Source organism: Methylocystis sp. sgz306128, assembly GCF_056032725.1.
The window spans coordinates 603,903-619,832 of record NZ_JBVYWO010000001.1 but is presented as its reverse complement, the minus strand read 5'-3'; the positions used below and the strand labels follow the sequence as shown (position 1 = coordinate 619,832).

At 59.3% G+C, this 15,930-nt stretch carries 13 protein-coding genes; 4 read left to right on the top strand and 9 right to left on the bottom strand.

Annotated elements, in window-relative coordinates:
* Positions 1–47 precede the first annotated feature (47 nt).
* The 3 genes from AC0N03_RS02965 to AC0N03_RS02955 form a co-directional block, all read right to left on the bottom strand.
* Positions 48–542, bottom strand: coding sequence for a cupin domain-containing protein (locus AC0N03_RS02965; protein WP_474286970.1), 495 nt, complete (start codon positions 540–542; stop codon positions 48–50).
* A 115-nt stretch (positions 543–657) separates the two neighbouring features.
* On the bottom strand, positions 658–2,127 hold the full coding sequence (gene sufB, locus AC0N03_RS02960; protein WP_474286969.1) for a Fe-S cluster assembly protein SufB: 1,470 nt from the start codon (positions 2,125–2,127) through the stop codon (positions 658–660).
* A 77-nt stretch (positions 2,128–2,204) separates the two neighbouring features.
* The gene (locus AC0N03_RS02955; protein ID WP_474286968.1) at positions 2,205–3,371 is read right to left on the bottom strand and encodes a cysteine desulfurase family protein; all 1,167 of its coding nucleotides are present in this window, start codon (positions 3,369–3,371) and stop codon (positions 2,205–2,207) included.
* Positions 3,372–3,608: 237 nt separating this feature from the next.
* Here AC0N03_RS02955 and AC0N03_RS02950 point away from each other — a divergent pair, with 237 nt between their 5' ends.
* Positions 3,609–4,283 (top strand): alpha/beta hydrolase, encoded by a 675-nt coding sequence (locus AC0N03_RS02950; protein WP_474286967.1) that lies wholly within the window; start codon positions 3,609–3,611, stop codon positions 4,281–4,283.
* A 79-nt stretch (positions 4,284–4,362) separates the two neighbouring features.
* Here the strand turns inward: AC0N03_RS02950 and AC0N03_RS02945 are convergent, their stop codons facing one another.
* Positions 4,363–5,502: an anhydro-N-acetylmuramic acid kinase gene (locus tag AC0N03_RS02945; protein ID WP_474286966.1), complete on the bottom strand. Its 1,140-nt coding sequence runs from the start codon at positions 5,500–5,502 to the stop codon at positions 4,363–4,365.
* A gap of 11 nt (positions 5,503–5,513) precedes the next feature.
* Positions 5,514–6,356, bottom strand: coding sequence for a DMT family transporter (locus AC0N03_RS02940; protein ID WP_474286965.1), 843 nt, complete (start codon positions 6,354–6,356; stop codon positions 5,514–5,516).
* Positions 6,357–6,478: 122 nt separating this feature from the next.
* Here AC0N03_RS02940 and tyrS point away from each other — a divergent pair, with 122 nt between their 5' ends.
* Positions 6,479–7,741: a tyrosine--tRNA ligase gene (gene tyrS, locus AC0N03_RS02935; RefSeq protein ID WP_474286964.1), complete on the top strand. Its 1,263-nt coding sequence runs from the start codon at positions 6,479–6,481 to the stop codon at positions 7,739–7,741.
* Between the two features lie 15 nt (positions 7,742–7,756).
* On the opposite strand, the gene AC0N03_RS02930 is transcribed toward tyrS, so the two are convergent.
* Positions 7,757–11,314 carry a hypothetical protein gene (locus tag AC0N03_RS02930; protein WP_474286963.1) on the bottom strand — a complete coding sequence of 1,186 codons (3,558 nt, stop codon included), beginning with the start codon at positions 11,312–11,314 and terminating at the stop codon, positions 7,757–7,759.
* 181 nt (positions 11,315–11,495) lie between these two features.
* On the opposite strand from AC0N03_RS02930, the gene bcp reads away from it, so the two are divergent.
* On the top strand, positions 11,496–11,963 hold the full coding sequence (gene bcp, locus AC0N03_RS02925) for a thioredoxin-dependent thiol peroxidase (RefSeq protein WP_474286962.1): 468 nt from the start codon (positions 11,496–11,498) through the stop codon (positions 11,961–11,963).
* A 78-nt stretch (positions 11,964–12,041) separates the two neighbouring features.
* Positions 12,042–13,361, top strand: a complete 1,320-nt coding sequence (locus AC0N03_RS02920; RefSeq protein ID WP_474286960.1) for a peptidoglycan DD-metalloendopeptidase family protein — start codon at positions 12,042–12,044, stop codon at positions 13,359–13,361.
* Between the two features lie 13 nt (positions 13,362–13,374).
* Here AC0N03_RS02920 and AC0N03_RS02915 read toward each other — a convergent pair whose 3' ends face one another.
* The 3 genes from AC0N03_RS02915 to prfB form a co-directional block, all read right to left on the bottom strand.
* On the bottom strand, positions 13,375–14,331 hold the full coding sequence (locus AC0N03_RS02915; RefSeq protein WP_474286959.1) for a DUF1775 domain-containing protein: 957 nt from the start codon (positions 14,329–14,331) through the stop codon (positions 13,375–13,377).
* Positions 14,332–14,359: 28 nt separating this feature from the next.
* Complete coding sequence (locus tag AC0N03_RS02910; protein WP_474286958.1) at positions 14,360–14,731, bottom strand: hypothetical protein; 372 nt, start codon at positions 14,729–14,731, stop codon at positions 14,360–14,362.
* Between the two features lie 49 nt (positions 14,732–14,780).
* Positions 14,781–15,912 (bottom strand): peptide chain release factor 2 gene (gene prfB / locus AC0N03_RS02905; protein WP_474286957.1). Its coding sequence is split into 2 segments (ribosomal slippage): positions 14,781–15,842 and positions 15,844–15,912, totalling 1,131 coding nucleotides; the frame shifts between segments, so codons are not numbered across the junction.
* Between the last annotated feature and the right edge of the window lie 18 nt (positions 15,913–15,930).

Genomic DNA, 15,930 nt, shown 5'->3' with positions numbered 1-15,930 from the left:
CGCGGTTCAATCCCGCGCATGATGCGCTTTACGCAGAGCCGTGCCCATCACTCGCCATCCCAATAATCGAGGGAGCTGCCGGGACGGGCAATGTGCATAATTCTTGCGGCCTTCAATCCGCCATCAGGCGGCACCATCGAGGAGACCATGAACTTGTTGCTATCGGCATATTCAACCACATCCGGGTCATGGCGGGTTGAAAAGGCCAGATAGTGCAAATCCACGGCGCCGCTATTGATGATCTGATGCGCCGTTGCCTCCGCGGTGCCGGCGGGTGCGGCAAGCACATCGCCTTTTTTGACGGTATAAATATCCGGCCCGAAGCGATATTGCCCTTCACCTTCCAGAATCAAAAACATTTCCTCATTGGCATGATGCGCGTGACGCGGAAAAGCGGTCTTGCCCGGCGACACAATATGCAGTTGACATCCAAGCTTCTGCGCGCCGATGAGCGGGCCTATACGACCCAGTCTGGCTGCGAATTTGTCGCCATGCACCGACTCGCGCAGGGCGACATCGGCAAGGTTAAGCACAGGCTTCATCAGCGGTTCTTTCCGAGAAAAGGGGTTTGACTTCGGACATTTTAGAAGTCTCACTTTATCTCTTTGTTATTGCTCCGCGCCGGATCAAGTCCGGCCATGGCGCGCATAAAAAAGCTCAGCCCACCGAGCCTTCAAGCGAAATGGCAATCAGCTTCTGCGCTTCGACCGCGAATTCCATAGGTAATTGCTGCAGCACGTCGCGCACGAAGCCATTGACGATAAGCGCCGTGGCCTCTTCGGCGTCCAGCCCGCGCTGGAGGCAATAAAACAGCTGATCCTCGGAAATTTTCGAGGTTGTCGCCTCATGCTCGAAGGTGGCGGAGGCATTGTTGCTCTCGATGTAGGGCACTGTATGCGCCCCGCAATGATTGCCGATCAGCAGGCTGTCGCAATTGGTGAAATTGCGGGCATTCGTCGCCTTGCGATGAGCCGAGACCTGACCGCGATAGGTATTCTGGCTGTGACCGGCCGAAATGCCCTTCGAGATGATGCGGCTCGAGGTGTTCTTGCCCAGATGAATCATCTTGGTGCCGCTGTCGACCTGCTGATAGCCGTTCGAAATGGCTATCGAATAAAATTCGCCTCGCGAATCGTCGCCGCGCAGAATGCAGGACGGATATTTCCAGGTGATCGCCGAGCCGGTCTCGACCTGCGTCCAGGAAATCTTCGAATGCGCGCCGCGGCAATCGCCCCGCTTGGTGACAAAATTATAGATGCCGCCCTTGCCCTCGGCATCGCCGGGATACCAGTTCTGCACGGTGGAATATTTGATCTCGGCATCGTCGAGCGCCACAAGTTCAACCACCGCGGCGTGAAGCTGGTTCTCATCCCGCTTGGGTGCCGTGCAGCCTTCCAGATAGGAGACATAGGCGCCCTTGTCGGCAATGATCAGCGTGCGTTCAAACTGACCGGTGTTCTTCTCATTGATGCGGAAATAGGTCGAAAGCTCCATCGGGCAGCGCACGCCCGGCGGGATATAGACGAATGAGCCATCGGAAAACACGGCCGAATTCAGCGTAGCGAAATAATTATCGCTGACCGGCACCACTGAACCGAGATATTTTTTCACGAGGTCGGGGTGATGCAGCACCGCTTCCGAGAACGAGCAAAAGATCACGCCAACCTTGGCGAGTTCGGCCTTGAAGGTCGTCGCCACCGAGACCGAGTCGAACACGGCGTCCACGGCCACACGCGGCTTATCGACACCGGCGAGAATTTCCTGTTCTGCCAGCGGAATGCCGAGTTTCTCGTAGACGCGCAGCAATTCCGGGTCCACCTCGTCAAGAGATTTGGGACCCGCCATGCTCTTGGGCGCGGCGTAATAATAAAGATCCTGATAATCGATCTTGGGATAATGAACACGCGCCCATTCCGGCTCCTGCATGGTCTGCCAGCGCCGGAAGGCATCGAGCCGCCAGTCCGTCAGCCACTGCGGTTCGTTCTTCTTGGCCGAAATAAACCGGACGATATCTTCGTTCAGGCCTTTGGGAGCAAGGTCGGATTCGATATCCGAGACGAAGCCATACTTATATTCGGTCACGTCGATGGACTTAACCTGATCGACGGTTTCCTTCACCGCTGCCATTCTACTCTCCATAACCGGACGGTTCAAAAGCCGTTGGTCTCTTGTTTACATAGACTATTTTTACATTTCCGCCAGTATCAGGCGGCAAATTTGCCACGCTTCTCCTGCACTTTTTTGACGACGCCGGCAAAGGCCTCCGTAAAAAGCGCCAGATCCCCATCCGATGTCGCCCAGCCAAAACTCAGGCGCAGCGCGCCCCGCGCAAGCTCGTCCGGCACGTTCATGGCCTTGAGCACATGCGAGGCGGAAACCTTGCCCGACGAACAGGCCGAACCGGAGGACAGCGCCACGCCCGCCAGATCAAGCTGGATCAGCAGCGTTTCGGCCTGCGTTCCCGGCATGGCGAAACAAATGACATTCGGCAAACGCGGCGCATCGGCCGCAAAGATTGTCGCTCCGGGCGCAAGCCTGCGGATAACGGCCTCAAAATCGTCCCGGCGCGCGGCCAGCAGTTCCGGCCTGTCCTGCGCAGCCAGTTCCGCGGCGGCGCCAAAACCAGCTATGGCGGCGACATTCGGCGTTCCGGCGCGCGCGCCCTTTTCCTGCCCGCCGCCCTGAATGAGCGGCGCAGCAATATGCAGGCTGTCGGAGGCCAGAATGAGCGCGCCCGCGCCCTTCGGCCCGCCGAATTTGTGCGCAGAGAGGATCAGCACATCCGCGCCGCTCGCCGCAAACGACAGAGGCACCTTGCCTGCCGCCTGCACGGCATCGCAGACCACAAGCCCGCCAGCGGCATGAACCATGTCAGCGGCCTCGCGCACGGGCTGGATCACTCCGGTTTCATTATTGGCATATTGCAGCGCCAGCATGAGCGGCGCGCCGCCATGAACGGCGAGCCACTGTTCCACCGCCGCAAGATCAAGCCGCCCCTGTGCATCGACGGGAAGAATATCAACCGCGTCATCCGGGAAGCGGTGGCCTTTCACGATGCAGGCATGCTCCACGGCGCAGACGCCCAGCCGGGCAAAACCGCGCTTGTCGCGTCCGATGTCGATATAGGGTGTCAGCGCCAGATTGGCCGCCTCGGTGCCGCCGGACGTGAAGATCACATTCTTCGCCTGTGCGCCGACCAGAGCTGCCACCTGAATGCGGGCCTTTTCCATCAATCCGCGCGCGGCCCGCCCCTCGAAATGCATCGACGACGGGTTCCCCACGGCGTCAAGGGCAGCCAGCATCGACTCACGCACCTGCGGCCGCAAGGGCGCCGTGGCGTTATAGTCGAGATAGGCACGTGGGCCGGACAATGATCAACCTTTCAAAAAACTTTGCTCCGAAACCGGAGGGATGCACGAGATGCTTGCATTTGACCGCAGCACCTGTGCTAAAAGGCCTTCAGATTTTCGAACGCCGATACAGTTTAGAATAGTTCTAAATGACTTAGAATTATTCTAACAGCATCTATGGCGAGGGATTGAGCCATGTCAAGGGTTGGCCGCGCGGCCAGACCGGCATGGGTTCGATGGAATGGCAAAGGGGACTTTATGCCTGAAGTGATTTTTACCGGCCCGGCCGGCCGTCTCGAGGGGCGCTACCATCCGGCCAAGCAAAAAGGCGCGCCGATTGCCATCATCCTGCACCCGCATCCCCAGTTCGGCGGGACGATGAACAATCAGATCGTCTATAACATGTATTATGCTTTTGCCGACCGCGGCTTCTCGGTGCTGCGGTTCAACTTCCGCGGCGTGGGCCGCAGTCAGGGCAGCTTCGATCACGGCGCGGGCGAACTCTCGGACGCTGCTTCCGCGCTGGACTGGGCGCAGGCCATCAGCCCGGATGCGCGCTCATGCTGGATCGCCGGGGTGTCTTTCGGATCGTGGATCGGCATGCAGCTTCTCATGCGCCGCCCCGAAATCGAGGGTTTTATTTCGGTTGCGCCTCCGGCCAACCGCTTCGACTTTTCCTTCCTCGCGCCCTGCCCCTCCTCGGGCCTGTTCATTCATGGCGATCAGGACCGCGTTGCGCCGCTCAAGGAAGTGACGGGCCTTATCGAGAAGCTGAAGACGCAGAAGGGCATCGTCATCGAACATGCCGTGATCCCGGGCGCCAATCACTTCTTTGAAAATTGCGTAGATCCGCTGATCACCGAAGTTGGCTCCTATCTCGACAAGCGCCTCGGCCAGCCGACAAAGCAATCCATCGGTTCGCGCAAGCGCTGAGGGCGGGGCCCGATCCTGCATTCAAAAGTCCGGGCAAAGGCGGCAGAGCATCTGTCGCGGCCCGGCATCGGCTCCGGCATTACGACGGTCGTGCAAGCACCCCGCCGCTCATCGGCGCGGGGCACCCTGTCGTGCCCGGATATGTAAGCGGCAACCCCTGCCTCGCGCGCACCGCCAGATAGGCAAAAGCCTGAGCCTCCATCGCATCCGATGACCATCCGTAAGTTTCCGCTGCATTAACAGGGCATTGAAGCTCGTCTCTGAGAAATTGAATCAGTGCAGGGTTGCGTGCCCCGCCGCCGCACACGACAAGTTCAGAAATTGATTCAAGCTGAGACTTTGATTCAACTTGCCGTTGAGAGATTGATTCAACGACCTTGCGTAAAGTCGCAGCTGCGGCGCGCGCGGTAAAAGCCGTCAGCGTGGCCGCGGCGTCCTCCAACGGCAGGCCGTCCACCGCCTTTTTTGAAAAAGCGTTTCTGTCCAGAGATTTAGGTGGCGGAAGCTGAAAAAATGATTCACCCAGCAACCGGGTCAGAATAGTCTCGTCCACCCGGCCCTTTGCTGCCGTCGCGCCATCCTTGTCCATCGGGCTGCCCGTACGTTCCAGCATCAGATCGTCGATCAGGGCATTGCCAGGACCCGTGTCGCAGGCCACTGGCTCGGCATCCGCACCGGCCAGAAATGTGACATTGGCGACGCCGCCGATATTGAGCAGCGCTGCGGGAAAGCGCAGACCGGCATTGGCAGCCAGCGCGCGGTGATAAACCGGCACGAGCGGCGCGCCCTGACCGCCGGCAGCGACATCGGCGGCGCGCATGTCGGACATCACATCGACGCCCAGCGCATCGGCCAGCACCTGCCCGCGACCGATCTGCACTGTCAGGCGTTCTGCGGGCCGGTGCAGAATGGTCTGCCCGTGGTAACCGATGATATCGACAGCCAGTTGCGGATACCTGCTGCGGAACGCCCGGACAGCCTCGATATGCCGCCGGTCGATAAGGGCCTCCGCTTCGGCGATAATGCCGGGACGCGCCTCGCGGCGCTCGAGATGAACTGCCGCCGCAAGAGCCGCGCGCAGCAGGGCGCGGTCCTGCTCGCTGTAGGCGAAGCTGTCGCTCGGTCCGGTCTCGATAAGGGCGCCGCCGTCGGTGCGCAGCCAGGCCACGTCAACGCCGTCGAGCGAGGTGCCGCTCATCAATCCAATGGCAGACAGCATGGACTTCTCCTTCAGGCGAGGCGCATCAAAGCCAGACCGCACACAACCATCCCAGCGGCAATATAGCGCGAAAAGCCGAACTGTTCTTTAAGAAGAGTGGCGGCGAGAATGGCGGCGAACAGCGCCGATGTCTCGCGCGTGGCTGAAACCAGCCCGATCGGCGCATGGCTCATCGCCCAGACGACGATGCCATAGGCCAGCGTCGAAGCGCCGCCCCCGATCAGCGCAAATTTCCAGGAAAAACGGAGATTCCGGACAAAGGCCCTGCCGCGCAGCGCGAGCGCCACCGGCAGAAAGACGATGCCAACGCTCACCATGACCCACAAAGTATAGGCCACGGGCGAGCCGGAGGCGCGTCCGCCCTGCCCGTCCGCAAGGGAATAGCCCGCGATCACCAGCGAATTGGCTCCGACCGCCATCAATGTATGACGGTCAAGCACGCCAAGCTTCAGGCCGCTGCGCGCCAGCCACATGATGCCGCCAAGGATGCACAGAGCGCCGCCCACGCTCAGCGGCTTCGGCGACTCGCCGATGAACAGGAAGGCCAGCGCCATCGTCACCAGCGGCGCTGAACCGCGCATCAGCGGATAGGCCATCGACAGGTCAGCGGTCCGGTAGGCGCGGTTGAGCAGCAGATAATAGGCCACCTGAAACAAAGTGGAGAGCGCCGCGAACGGCAGAGCCGCCGGCTTTATGGGGGCAAGCGTGAGCGCGATGGGCAGGGACACAATGGCCGCGCCAAAACAGATCAGGCAAACGGCAAGGAACTTGTCGGGAAGGGCCTTGACCGAAGTATTCCAGGCGGCATTCAGGAAAGCGGCGCATAACACGGCCGCCATGACTTCAAGGCTCATCGAGCGACTCACATGAGGGAGAATTGCAGCCTAGACCAGCCGGTTTCATCCGCATAGGGCAGCAAGCCGCCTTGCCCTTGCGCGCAGCATGTTTTACACCACGCGTAAAGTTGAGAGGCCACATGTCAAACGCATTCACCCCCAGATCCGACTTCATGCGCATTCTGAGCGAGCGCGGCTATATCTACCAATGTTCAGATTTCGAAGGGGTGGATGAAAAGGCGCGCAAAGGTGAACTCACCGCTTATATCGGCTTTGATTGTACTGCGCCCTCGCTGCATGTCGGCTCGCTGGTGCAGATCATGATGCTGCACCATCTGCAGCAGACGGGCGGCAAGGCCATTGCGCTGATGGGCGGCGGTACAACACGGGTGGGCGACCCTTCCGGCAAGGATGCCAGCCGCCAGTTGCTGACAATCGAGCAGATCGAAGTCAACAAGAACGGTATCAAGGCCGTTTTTTCAAAATTCCTGACCTTCGGCGCGGGCGCCACGGACGCGATGATGGTTGATAATGCCGAATGGCTGGCAACCCTCAACTACATCGATTTTCTGCGCGATGTGGGACGGCATTTTTCGGTCAACCGGATGCTGTCGATGGATTCGGTAAAATTACGGCTGGAACGCGATCAGGAGCTTTCCTTTCTCGAATTCAACTACATGTGCCTGCAGGCTTATGATTTCGTGGAACTGAACCGGCGCTACGGCTGCGTGCTGCAGATCGGCGGCTCGGATCAGTGGGGAAATATCGTCACCGGAACGGATCTCGGCCGCCGCCTCGGCACAGGCCAGCTTTACGCCCTTACCTCGCCGCTGCTCACCACCGCCTCGGGCGCAAAAATGGGCAAGACCGCTGCTGGCGCTGTCTGGCTCAATGCCGACATGCTTCCGGTCTATGACTACTGGCAGTTCTGGCGCAATACGGAAGACCGCGACGTCGGCCGTTTCCTGAAGCTGTTCACAACCCTGCCGCTGGGCGAAATCGCCAGACTTGAAGCGCTCGGCGGCGCCGAGATCAACGAGGCCAAGAAAATTCTGGCCAACGAGGCCACCGCCATGCTGCATGGCCGCGAGGCGGCGCTGGCCGCTGCCGAAACCGCGCGAAAAACCTTCGAGGAAGGCGCGCTGGCTACAACCCTGCCGACGGTGGAGATCAGCGCAGCCGAGCTGGCCGGTGGTCTGGCCTATGCGCCCGCTTTCGTTCTGGCCGGTCTGGTGACCTCAAACGGCGAAGCGCGGCGGCAGATCAAGGGCGGCGGCCTCAAGCTCAACGATCAGACCCTGAGCGATGAGCAAGGCAAGCTCACCCCCGCCGATGTGACGGCCGAGGGCGTGATCAAGCTCTCCTTCGGCAAAAAGAAACACGTGCTGCTGAAACCCGTCTGATCGGCGCAGGCCGGATCATTTCGGCGGATTTGTCAGATCCAGCGGCGCCGAGGGTGCGCTTCGCGGTGTATCAGGCTGCGGCGCGGACGGGCCCGGAGCCAGATTGTCCGGGCTGCTTTGCGTGCCGTCCGCAACGCCCATGATCTTGCGCAAAATGCCCGGCGCAATGGCGGAGAGCGGGTCAACACGCAAAATCGGCGCGCTGGCCTTGCCTGTGATGCGATAATTTATAGCGAACAGGCCTTCATTCGTGCCGCCGCCCAGCAATGGCCCGAACAAGGGTATTTTCGAAAACAGATTGTTGATCTGATATGCGGGGATGAGATTGCCTGCAAGATCAACCCTGTCCTGTCCGTAATCCAGCACGCCCTCCATCGTTGCGCCGATCTGGCGGCCCCACATGGCGGCATCCTTAAGGTCGATACGGCCGTCGCTTCGGTCGAATGTGCCCTGCAACCGGGCAAACCGTACCCGGCTCTTGCCGTCGGGAGTACGATCGCCGGTCGTCTGATTGAGCAATGGCTTGAGCGCGGGCTCATCATCCAGGAAGAAATTCTGGATCTGCACATTGCCCACAGTCCGCTCCAGACCCGGCTTGAAGGCAACCGAGAGCGTGCCGCCGGACATGCGCCGGTACATATCGAGGAAACTGAGCACCGCGCCGGCATTATCGCTCACCAGCGTGAAAACCGGCTGGTCGGGCGTATCCTGCGTGGTGATATGCAGCGGCGCATTGCCGAGCTTGCCGGCCACCGTCACCTTGCGCAGCAGATTGGCGCGCCGTACCACTTTAAGATCAAGCGCCTGCACGTGTTCCTTATTGAAACCGGCAAGCGTACCGATTTTCAGGTCGAGGTCATAATCAAACCCATCGCCGGATTTGGCGCGCGAATGGGCCAGCATGTCGCTGATGAAGGGGCGCGCATCCATAACCGAAGCCCGGCCTGTCAGCTTGAGGATATTGCCTTCCTTCTGGATATCGAGCTTGAGGTCATCCTGCGCGGACAAGCGGAATGTCGTGAATTTTCCACCCAGAAAGCTGTTGTCGGCGCCAAGGTCGATCATCCCGCGCAATGTCGCATTGCCTGCATCAAGCTGGAACTGCTCGAGGCGCGCGCCATTCGGCGTCTGCACATAGGCGAAACTGGCATGGCCCGGCTTGCCGGCCAGCTTCGTCCAGCCCGGCAGCAGGCCGTCGATTGACGTCTTGCTCAGATCGACATCAATCTGCGCATGCATGTCCTTGCCTGACGCATCGCTTTTGGGATGGTCGCCGTCGGCAAGCTGCGTTACGGCCTTTATCATCATCGGGCCGCTGAAGCCGGGGCCGAAATTAATGCCCCGCTTGGCGCGGGTTGCATCGTCTATCGTGAAATTCAGCATGGCGTCGGTGGGCGCGTTGCCGAGCTTTTTCATCTCAAGCGAGACCGGCGCGCCGAACATGCGGCCATCGCCCTTCACAGAGAGGGCATCCTTCGATGTCACAATGGCGAGATTGGCGCTCTCGAGCCGTTCATTGCCCAGCACCTTATCCACGGAAAGACCGCTCGCCGTCAGGTCGGTATTTACGGAAATGTCATCTGGCGTCGCTGTCTTGCCCAGTTTCATCGCGATATCGATCTGGCCGTCGATCTGGCCTTTATATTGCGACGGCTGGCCGGGAATATTGTTGTAATGACGCAAGGCATCGCTCTGAAGCAGATCCACAGCCGCTTCGACACTTCCCTGAATATGGCTGGTCAGACTGGCGGCGACAAGCTTTTGCGGGCGCGAATCGGGCACCGTAAACTTGATGTCGCTCAACTGGATCTTGCGGCCCGAGGACTCGATCTGTGCCTTGCTGGCGATAAATTGCACCGAGGTTCCCGTGAGATGCGCCGTACCCTCAATGCCGGAAAAGGCGGGCAGTCCGGGCAAGGGGCTGAGCGTGCCGTTGCTGACGGCAACATCGCCGGTAAACGCGCCATCCGTAACGGCCTGCTTGGCGCGGGCAGCGCGCAGATCCTGCGGATCGAGATCGAACACGAGGCTGGCGCGATCCGCCGTGGCGCTGCCAACATGCTCCTGCAGCCATTGCTCAACTTCCGGCGCGATGAAATTGGGCCAGAGGCGGAAAACCGGCCGGAATCTGGTCTTGACCGCATTCACGCTGCCTTTCACCGATTGTCCGTCAGGCGAATTGGTCAGAGCCAATGCGAGCTGCGCATCAATATCCGCGCCCCTGATGACGAACCGCTCAACTTTCGCCAGTTTGCCATCAAGGGAGGCACTGGCATCGAGACTGACAAAATCGATGGCCGTGGGCTTATTGCCGCCGTCCTTTTCGTCAGCCAGCACAGCATTGCGGCCCAGCAGGCTGAGACGAGCCATATTCTCCGGCTGGTCAAAACGGGCGTGCCCGCTCAGATTGAAATGCGTTGCCCCGGCAAAATAGTCAAAATTTGATATGAGGACTGTCCGCCCCTTCGGATCAAAGGCGAATGCCCCCGCAATCCTGTCCACCGCGACGGGCTTGGCATCCGGATCGTCAAACAGCAATGTGCCGCTGCCCAGCGTAAAGTTGCCTCCCAGACGCTCAAGACCGCCGTCCAGATGAAACTGGGCGCTGACCTTCGCCGATAAGGGCATGGCAATATCTAGCTGCGGGCGTGCCGCGCCGGTCATGAGCTGCAACTGGTGAACGGGAAGATTCCTGGCTTCAAATTCGACCGAATAGGTTGAACTGGACGACGGGCCCTTCAATCCTTCCAGCGAGAAAAGCCCGCGCTGGCGCTGCGCCAGCAGATCAACGGAAAATGGCCCGGCATTGCCATCAGCGCTCGAGCGCAGATGAATGCCGCCCGCCCGCAGGCGGTCCAGCGCGAAATTCAGATTGGCGAACTGCAGCATAGACCCGTTGCGGCGGTCCTCAACCTGCAGCCGGGCGTCGTAGAGGCCGATACGCTGCAAATCGCCCATGAAAGGCGCATCCTGCGCCGTGACTGCAAAAATTGTGGACGCAATGTCCTGCGGTTGCATCTGCGGCGAGAGAGAGGGCTTGGGCAACGCTATCGCTTCTTCGTTTCCGGCGGAAAAAGCAAAGCTGCCATCGGCCAAAATCGCGAGTTTTACCTCCAGACCGGAGAATTCCAACCCGGACAGAGCAAGATGACCGGTCAGCAGGGCCAGCGGCGCGATGCTGATATCCGCGACAGGCGCAGTGACGACCTGCCTGTCCTGCATGTCGCTGAGGACAAAATTTTCAATGCGCAAAGTCGGGCCGTGCTGCCCCCGGGCAAGAAATATTCTGCCGATCGAAACATGCCCGCGCGATTCAAACTGATGCTGAATTGTCTGGCTCAGCCTGTCGTGCAGGATGGGCATTTCTATCGGCCCGCGCGCCAGCAGGACAACGAAAACAGACGCAGCCGCAAGACCGGCCACAACAAGCCCGCCCAGCACGGTCGAAACAAAAATCGACACCCGGCGCAGATGACGCCTGCGGACGCCCTGCCGCGGCGTTTTCACGCCAGCCCGGCGCTGGAAGGGACGAGCCAAGGCCTTGCGCCATCGATCTACCCGTCCTTCAGCCATGATCAGGAGCACCCTCTTGATGAAAATTTATCTGCCGCTGCTTCAAATGAATTCCGCATCGTAATATGACTGCCGATTTTGAATCGACGGCATGGATATAAAAAGGCATTCCCTCACAGATGGTGTGATCCTGCGTGATTTACCATTCGTAGAATCACTATAATAACGAAAGGGCAACAAAATGGCGACATTGACAGCAGGCGACAAAGCTCCGGATTTCACGCTTCCCAAGGATGACGGGACACAGGTTTCATTGACTTCGTTCAAAGGAAAAAAGCTCGTTCTTTATTTCTACCCCAAGGACGATACCTCAGGCTGCACACAAGAAGCTATTGAATTCAATCAGTTGCGCGGTAAATTTGCCGCTGCCAACACTGAAATCGTTGGCGTGTCGCCCGATCCGGTAAAAAGCCACGCCAAATTCAAGGCTAAGCATGATCTTGATCTGACGCTGATCGCCGACGAGTCCAAGGCAATGCTGGAAGCCTATGGCGTCTGGGCTGAAAAAAGCATGTATGGCCGTAAATATATGGGCGTGGAGCGCACCACTTTTCTGATCAACGAAAATGGCGTCATCACGCATGTCTGGCCAAAGGTCAAGGTTCCCGGCCATGCCGCAGAAGTATTAACTGCCTGCTCGGCAAATTGATAAAATGTTAGGCAAATAATTAACGCACTCCGGCCTATTATTTCTTTCATGTTCAATAAGAAATACTGGCCTTTCTGAATGCCTGCGCCAAAATTCAAGACTGATACTGAGATTTCTGGCGCAGGCGCGAAGTTAAATCTGGCGTCCGGCTCCTGTGGCGTCAATCGGGCGCCGCAACTCCATACAATTCACTATCTGCTGGCGTCCGGGCTCATTGTTGCGCTTGGATTGGCGGCAACGCTGCTCACGGGAGAAAATCCCGGCGACAAAGCGGCTGTGGTGGTGCTGCGCGGATCGGACTCTGGCCAGATCATGGCCTACGAAAACAAGATCCAATATCTGAAGGATGCAATTCAGGAAGCCAACAGCCGCGCGCTCATGGCAAGAACCACGCTTTCCGCCCAGATCAGCGCACTGAAAGAACGCCAAACACAGCTCGAAGCCCAGCAAGCTATTCTGACCACTCTGACACAGGCTCTCGGTCCTGCGGCCGGCGCTGTCAAAAATCAGGCCGGCACTGCGCCCCGAGGTGCTAACCCGCTTCTGGACGGCAAATTCGGTTCGTCCCGACCCCATGCCGAATTGCCGCGCGGCGTATCGGCCTATTCGGAGACGCCGGGGCCTGAGCCACAGCAGATGATCGACTGGCGACCGACATCGGCGATCCAGCCGACACACGACAATCATGCCGAGGCGGATATAAGCAGCCTCTCGTCACAGCTTTCGCAACTTGAACAAGCGCAGATCGCTGCCATGCACCAACTCAGGGCTGAGGCCTCGAGCCGGGCTGCAGGCGAGCGGCTGGCTCTGAACGAAGCGGGCCTTGATCCGGACAAGCTCGCGCCGCCCGCACCAATGGCCGATGCGATGGGCGGGCCGTTCGTTGCGGTTGCAAGCGTGTTGAAAGACTCGCCGTTTGAGCGCGCGCTTCAGGCCTCCAAAGGCGATATCGAATCCGCGATCCGCGTCGAACGACTCATGCCCTATGTTCCGCTGCGACGCCCGGCAGCTGTCTCCAGCGAAATAACGTCCGCCTTCGGCAACCGTATAGACCCTTTCGATGGCCAGTTGGCGATGCATACCGGAGTGGATTTTCGCCTTGAATATGGCGCGCCAATCCACCCGACTGCCGCAGGAACCGTCGTAGCCGCGCAAAATAACGGTGGTTACGGCAATATGGTCGATATCGACCACGGCAATGGCATCGTAACCCGCTACGCTCACCTTTCGGTCATTCTGGTCAAGGTGGGCAAGGCCGTGAATCCCGAAACAATCATCGGCCTTGCCGGATCAACCGGGCGCTCCACAGGGACGCATCTGCACTATGAAGTGCGCATGAACGATGAACCGGTCAATCCGCTCCGGTTCATCAAAGCAGGCGCGGCACTGGCGCAATAGAGCGAATGCCTGCTTATTTCATCTTCATGTCCATCTGACCCGGACCTGACCCGGCGTTCATGCCGCGCACAACGAAATCAAGCTCGATCTTGCCAGCCTTGGCAAAAGTGAGGCTGCCGTGCACCACTTCTCCCTCTGTAAGCGCGGTTTTTAAATCCATCAACATCAGATGCAATTTGCCGGGCGCGAGCGTCATGCTGCCATGGGCCGGAATCTCCACACCATCGGGCAACTCGGCCATGCGCATGACATTGCCATCCATTTTCATCTCGTGAATTTGCGTAACCCCAGCCACATCCAGACTGGCGCTGACGAGGCGATCGGCCACATGGCCATCATTGGCAATGGTGAGATAGGCGCCAGCCACGGGCGCGCCCTTGGGCGGAAGACGCAGATAGGCATTGCTGATGGCGATATCTCCGGCGGCAAATACCTTGCCGCCGTCGCCCGCCGTTGCCGCCACAAGCCTGAGTGCCGGCGCCATTTCTACTCCCTTAGGCGCGGTTCCCTCGGAAGAGGATACGGCTGTCCAGCGCATTTCGCCCTTGGCGCATGTCTGAACCACCGGAAAATACACCGACGAACCCGCGGCAAGATCGGATGTGAGATAGAGGCTGACGACAAATTCGTCATATTCGTCATCGGGCAGGTTGCCGCCCGACCATGATATTTCCCTGACACCGGATGTGATTTCAACGCCATGCTGTTTGTAAGACCGGGCATAGACGCCCTTATCCATGTTGAGCGTCCAGCCCGGCTTGGGCATGGGCTTAGCGGAAATCACGCCCTCCGGAATAGCGATCCGCAAGGCCGTGGTGGCCGAACCGTCGCAGCCATGCGGCACACGAAACACAGCCTTATAGGCGGAATTTGGCGCGGCCTGAGGCGTCTCAAGCGTAATATGGGCGTAAGCAGGCGCACATGCGCCAATGAATGCAGCGCAAGCTGCGGAAAGAACAAGCTTTTTCATGATAAATCTCGCGATCAGGGGGAAGGGTTCAACTCATTCCCGGGATCGGCGGTCCGCGCGCGTAAAAGCCGTCGGGCCTGTGCAAACGGCGGGACAATTGTTGGGACAGTCCCGGATAGGCGTCAAAAACGGCATCCGCGGCAGGCCTGACAAATGCCGGCTCCGGCACTATGGCTGCGGCAACGGCGAGACAGGCCTTGACGCAGATTTCGCCCGAATGGCCCGTATCCGGCGCGTCGGACGATTGGTGCGCCGTGCACAATGCCGGCATCTGCCAGTTGCCGCTTCCGGCAATGGTTTGGGCCAGAAATACGCCCTGCGCCATCAGCACATATGTCAGAGCAATCGCGATCCATGATCGCAATCGCAATGCTGACAAGGTCCGGAGCGCTGACTTCATCAAATTGTCAAAGCAGAACGCCCCTATCGCGTCAAGATGCAGTGCCGGCCTAATCGACATCCTCGACGTTCAGCGGTCCGCCGCCGGAAATGCGCTGCGCCAGAGACGCTTCCATGAAGGCATCAAGGTCGCCGTCAAGCACATCCGAGGGGCTTTGCGAGACAAGGCCGGTGCGCAGGTCCTTCACCATCTGATAGGGCTGCAGCACATAGGAGCGGATCTGATGGCCCCAGCCGATATCCGTCTTGGCGGCGGCCTCGGCATTCGCCTTTTCCTCGCGCTTCTTGAGCTCCATCTCATAGAGCCGCGCGCGCAACATGTCCCAGGCCATGGCCTTGTTCTGGTGCTGCGAACGGCCGTTCTGGCAGGCGACGACAATGCCTGTGGGCACATGGGTGATGCGCACGGCCGAATCGGTGGTGTTGACGTGCTGACCGCCGGCGCCCGACGAACGATAGGTATCAATGCGGCAATCCGATTCCTTGACATCGATGACGATGCGATCGTCGATGACGGGATAGACCCAAACTGAGGCAAAGCTCGTATGGCGGCGCGCATTCGAATCGAAAGGCGAGATGCGCACCAGGCGGTGCACGCCCGACTCGGTCTTAAGCCAGCCATAGGCGTTGTGGCCCTTGACGAGCAGCGTCGCGCCCTTGATGCCGGCTTCGTCGCCCGGCGTTTCTTCGACGATTTCGACCTTGAACCTGCGCCGTTCTGCCCAGCGGCCATACATGCGAAACAGCATCCGCGCCCAATCGCAGCTTTCGGTGCCGCCAGCGCCGGAATGCACTTCGACATAGGTGTCGTTGGCATCGGCCTCGCCGGAGAGCATGGCTTCAACCTGACGGCGCTCGGCCTCGGATTTCAGGGCGCGCAGATGGGCGACACCCTCCTCCTCTGTGGCGGCATCGCCCTCCATCTCGCCCAGTTCGATGAGCGTGATGGCGTCTTCCAGTTCGCCTTCGAGGGTTTTGAGCGAGGTCAGGCCGGATTCCAGCATGTCGCGCTCGCGCATCAGTTTCTGCGCGTTTGCGGCATCGTTCCAGAATTCGGGGGCTTCGGATTTGGCATTGAGTTCGGCTAAACGACGTGTGGCGACATCCACGTCAAAGATGCCTCCTCAGCAGCCCTATGGACTGCTTGATCTGTTCATTCAGCGCTTCGGCTTCGGCGCGCATGATCTTTCCTTTGTTACG